The organism is Streptomyces pseudogriseolus (genome assembly GCA_002154585.1).
GTDB classification, from domain to species: domain Bacteria; phylum Actinomycetota; class Actinomycetes; order Streptomycetales; family Streptomycetaceae; genus Streptomyces; species Streptomyces pseudogriseolus.
This window is the reverse complement of record MUNG01000408.1, coordinates 1-4,360: the sequence shown is the minus strand read 5'-3', so window position 1 is coordinate 4,360 and position 4,360 is coordinate 1. Positions and strand designations below refer to the sequence as shown.

3 protein-coding genes are annotated in these 4,360 nt (G+C 72.5%); all 3 read right to left on the bottom strand.

The genetic code is table 11. The features are described from left to right. Positions 1–1,017: quaternary amine ABC transporter ATP-binding protein (locus tag CCN29_RS29255; RefSeq protein WP_086685572.1), on the bottom strand; the 1,017-nt coding region annotated here is incomplete at its 3' end. Then, the gene (locus tag CCN29_RS29250) at positions 1,014–2,546 is read right to left on the bottom strand and encodes a GMC family oxidoreductase (RefSeq protein WP_086685570.1); all 1,533 of its coding nucleotides are present in this window, start codon (positions 2,544–2,546) and stop codon (positions 1,014–1,016) included. The genes CCN29_RS29250 and CCN29_RS29255, both read right to left, overlap by 4 nt. Positions 2,547–2,672: 126 nt before the next feature. Beyond that, complete coding sequence (locus tag CCN29_RS29245) at positions 2,673–4,193, bottom strand: aldehyde dehydrogenase family protein (RefSeq protein WP_031017209.1); 1,521 nt, start codon at positions 4,191–4,193, stop codon at positions 2,673–2,675. Positions 4,194–4,360 lie beyond the last annotated feature (167 nt).

Below are 4,360 nucleotides of genomic sequence, written 5' to 3'. Positions count from 1 at the left end.
GCCCGCGTCCAGGACGCGGGCCGGGGCGCCGGCGGTGGAGACCGTTTCTATGGCCTCCGAGACCGTGGCGTCGGGGGCGACCACCGGGCCGGTGGCCGACTGTTCCGCCGGCGAGGCGGGACGCATGGCCGTCCGCACGGTCAGCACCTGCTCGCGCGGTACGTCCTGGACGAACGCGCGCACGTAGTCGTCGGCGGGCGCGCCCACGATCTCCTCCGGCGTGCCGAGCTGCACCACACGCCCGTCCCGCATCAGCGCGATGCGGTCCCCCAGCTTCAGCGCCTCCTGGAGGTCGTGCGTGATGAAGACCATCGTGCGGCCCTCCTCACGGTGCAGCCGTACCACCTCGTCCTGCATGTCCCGCCGGATCAGCGGGTCGAGCGCGCTGAACGGCTCGTCGAACAGCAGGACCTCGGGGTCGACGGCGAGCGCGCGGGCCAGCCCGACCCGCTGCCGCTGGCCGCCGGAGAGCTGGGCGGGCCGGCGCTGCTCCATGCCGGCGAGTCCGACCTTGGCGACGACCTCGGCGGCCTTCTCGCGCCGCTCGGCGCGGCCCATGCCCTGGATCTCCAGGCCGTAGGCGACGTTGTCGAGGACGGTGCGGTGCGGCAGCAGGCCGAAGTGCTGGAAGACCATGGCGGCGCGATGGCGCCGCAGCTCCCGCAGCCGCGCCTTGTCCATGGCGCGCACGTCCTCGCCGTCGATCACGATGCGGCCCGCGGTCGGCTCGATCAGCCGGGTCAGGCAGCGCACCAGCGTGGACTTGCCGGAGCCGGACAGGCCCATGACGACGAAGACCTCGCCCTTGCGGACGTCGAAGGAGACGTCCCGCACGGCGGCCGTGCAGCCGGTGCGGGCGCGCAGCTCGGCCGCGTCGAGACCGGCGAGCGCGGGGTCGGCGGGCACCCTGTCGGCGCGGGGCCCGAAGACCTTCCACAGGCCGTCGACGGAGAAGACGGGCGGGGTGCCCGCGCCGGACGCGGATGCGGCGGAGCCGGCCACGGTCGTCGCGCTCATCGTGCGTCACCGCCGATCAGCTCGACGGCGCGCTCGCCGACCATCAGCACGCCGATCATCGGATTGACGGCGGTCATGGTCGGGAAGACGGAGGCGTCCGCGACGCGGATGCCCTGGAGGCCCCGGATCCGCAGCTCGGGGTCCACCACCGCGGTCTCGTCGTCGGCGGCGCCCATCTTGCAGGTGCCGGCCGGGTGGTAGACGGTGTGCGCGACCTTGCGGGCGTACTCGCTCAGCTCCTCGTCGCCGGTGACGTCAGGGCCCGGCGCCACCTCGCGTTTGAGCCAGCCGGCCAGCGGCTCGGTCCGCGCGATCTCGCGGGCGATACGGATGCCGTCGACGAGGGTGCGGCCGTCGTAGTCGTCCTCGTCGGTGAAGTACCGGAAGTCCAGCGCCGGCTTCACCTCGGGGTCGGCGCTGGTCAGATACAGCCGGCCGCGGCTCTTCGGCTTGGGGATGTTCGGCGTCATGGAGACCCCGAACTCGGGCCGCTGGTAGCCCAGTCGCTCCGGATTGTCCGTGAACGGGATCTGGTAGAAGTGGAACATCAGGTCGGGGCCCGCGTGTTCGGGATCGCGGCGGACGAACAGGCCGGCGTCGGAGTCCATCGCCGAGTTCTCCGGGATGGGCCCGTTCGTCTCCCACACGATCACCGACTCCGGGTGGTCGAGCAGGTTCTCGCCGACCCCGGGCAGGTGGTGCGCCACGGGGATGCCGAGCGCCTCCAGGTCGGCGCGCGGTCCGATGCCGGAGTGCAGCAGCAGCCGCGGCGAGTCGACGGCGCCGGCGCACAGCACCACCTCGTTGCGGGCGCGGATCAGCACCTCCTCGCCGTCCTTGGTGCGCACATGGACGCCCTCGGCGCGGGGGCCGTTCAGCTCCAGCTTGTACGCCCAGGTCTCCAGCCAGAGCGTCAGGTTGGTCCGCTCGTCCATCACCGGGTGCAGGTACGCCACCGACGCGGAGGACCGCTTGTTGTTCTCGGGGTGGTACGCCAGGTCGAAGAAGCCGACGCCCTCGTGGAACGGCTTCTTGTTGAAGCCCTCGATGCGGGGCACCTCGAGCGCGGTTTGCGCGGCGTCGACGAAGTCGCGGGCGATGGCGTTCCGGTCCTTCTCGTCGACCGGGACGATGTTGTTCTTCAGCCGGGCGTAGTACGCCTCCATCTGCACGGCGCCCCAGCCCTTGGCGCCCGCCTGCTCCCACTCGTCCCAGTCGGACGGCAGCGGCTTGAACGCGATGAGCGTGTTGTGCGAGGAACAGCCGCCGAGGACGCGGGCGCGGCTGTGCCGGATGTGCGAGTTGCCGCGCGGCTGCTCGGTGGTGGGGTAGTCGTAGTCGAGCTCGCCGCCGAGCAGGCCCATCCAGCGGCGCAGCGTCAGCACGTCGTCGCGGCCGACGTCGCTGGGGCCGCCCTCGACGACGGCGACGGTGACGTCCGGGTTCTCGGTGAGACGGGAGGCGATGACGGAACCGGCGGTGCCGCCGCCTATGACGACGTAGTCGTATTCATGGGTTTCTCGGGTCATGGGCTGCTCCAAGGACTCGATGCGCCCCGAGGGGGACGGGGCTCTGTCGACATGCGGCTCCGCCGCGTGAACACGCTCAGCCGTCACGGCACCGTCGAGACCTCACGGCGCCGTGCAGTCACGGCGTCAGCCGCGGAACCACCGCACCGGTGCCGGTGCCAGGTTCTGGTACACGTGCTTGGTCTCGCGGTACTCCGCGAGCCCGGCCGGGCCGAGTTCGCGGCCCGTGCCGCTCCTGCCGAAGCCGCCCCACTCGGCCTGGGGGAGGTAGGGGTGGAAGTCGTTGATCCACACGGTGCCGTGGCGCAGCCGTCCGGCGACCCGGCGGGCGCGGCCCGGGTCGGCCGTCCACACGCCGCCGGCCAGGCCGTACTCGGTGTCGTTGGCGAGGGCGACCGCCTCGTCCTCGGTGCGGAAGGTCTCGACGGTGAGGACGGGTCCGAAGACCTCCTCGCGCACCACCCGCATCTCGCGGTGGCAGCGGTCGAGGACGGTCGGCTCGTAGAAGTAGCCGGACGCGGGGCGTTCGGGCGCCGGTTCGGGCCGCTTGCCGCCGCAGCGCAGCACCGCGCCCTCCTTGAGCGCGGACTCGACGTACGCCTCGACCTTCTCGCGCTGCTGCGCGGAGACCAGCGGGCCGCACTCGACGCCGTCCGCGGTGCCCCGGCCGAGCCTGATCCTCTCGGCGCGGCGGGCGAGTTCGGCGACGAAACGGTCCCGCACGGACTCCTCGACGATGAGGCGCGCACCGGCCGAGCAGACCTGGCCGCTGTGGATGAAGGCCGCGTTGAGGGCCTGGTCGACGGCGGTGTCGAAGCCCTCCTCCGTGGCGCAGGCGTCGGCGAACACCACGTTGGGGTTCTTGCCGCCGAGTTCGAGGGCGACCTTCTTCACGGTCGGGGCGGCCGCCTGGGCGACCTTGACGCCGCTGACCAGGCCGCCGGTGAAGGAGACCAGGTCGACGCCGGGGTGCTCGGCCATCCGCGCGCCGACGGTGTGACCGGGGCCGGTGACGATGTTGGCGACGCCGGCGGGCAGCCCGGCCTCGGTGAGCAGGCCGATCAGGGCGACGGTGGTCAGCGGGGTGATCTCACTGGGCTTGACCACGAAGGTGTTGCCCGCGGCGAGCGCCGGGGCGATCTTCCAACTGGCCTGTAGAAGGGGGTAGTTCCAGGGGGTGATCAGGGCGCAGACGCCGACCGGCTCGTGCACGACCACGCTGTGGACGTCGGGCGAACCCGCGTCCACGACCCGGCCGGGCGCCTCGGCGGCGACCAGGTCGGCGAAGTAACGGAAGGCGTCGGCCACGCAGTCGATGTCGACGCGCCCCTCCTCGGCGGTCTTGCCCGCGTCCCGGCTCTCCAGAAGCCCCAGCTCCTCCCGGTCCCGGACCAGGAGGTCGGCGACGCGGCGCAGGAGCGCGGCCCGCTCGGCGACGGGGGTGCGCGGCCAGGGGCCCTCGTCGAAGGCACGGCGCGCCGCCGCGACCGCGAGGTCGGTGTCCCGCTCGTCGCCCTCCGCGACCAGGGCGAACGGCCGGGCGTCCGCCGGGTCGAGGATCTCCCGGGTGCCCCCGGAGACGGCGGCCCGCCACTCCCCTCCCACGTGAATGGTGTCGCGCGCCCGCATTTCTGTGCTGTCCGCCATGATCGGTTACTGCCTTCCGTTCTTCTCCACGCCCGTGAGTCACATGCGTGTTACCCCCGGGACCGGGTGCCCCTGCCCTGTCGCGCGGAATGCATGCGGAATCCGCGCATGGAGTGCGCTTCATCACGACCCGCCGGCGCGGGGTGCCCCCGCGCTGCGGGTCGTGA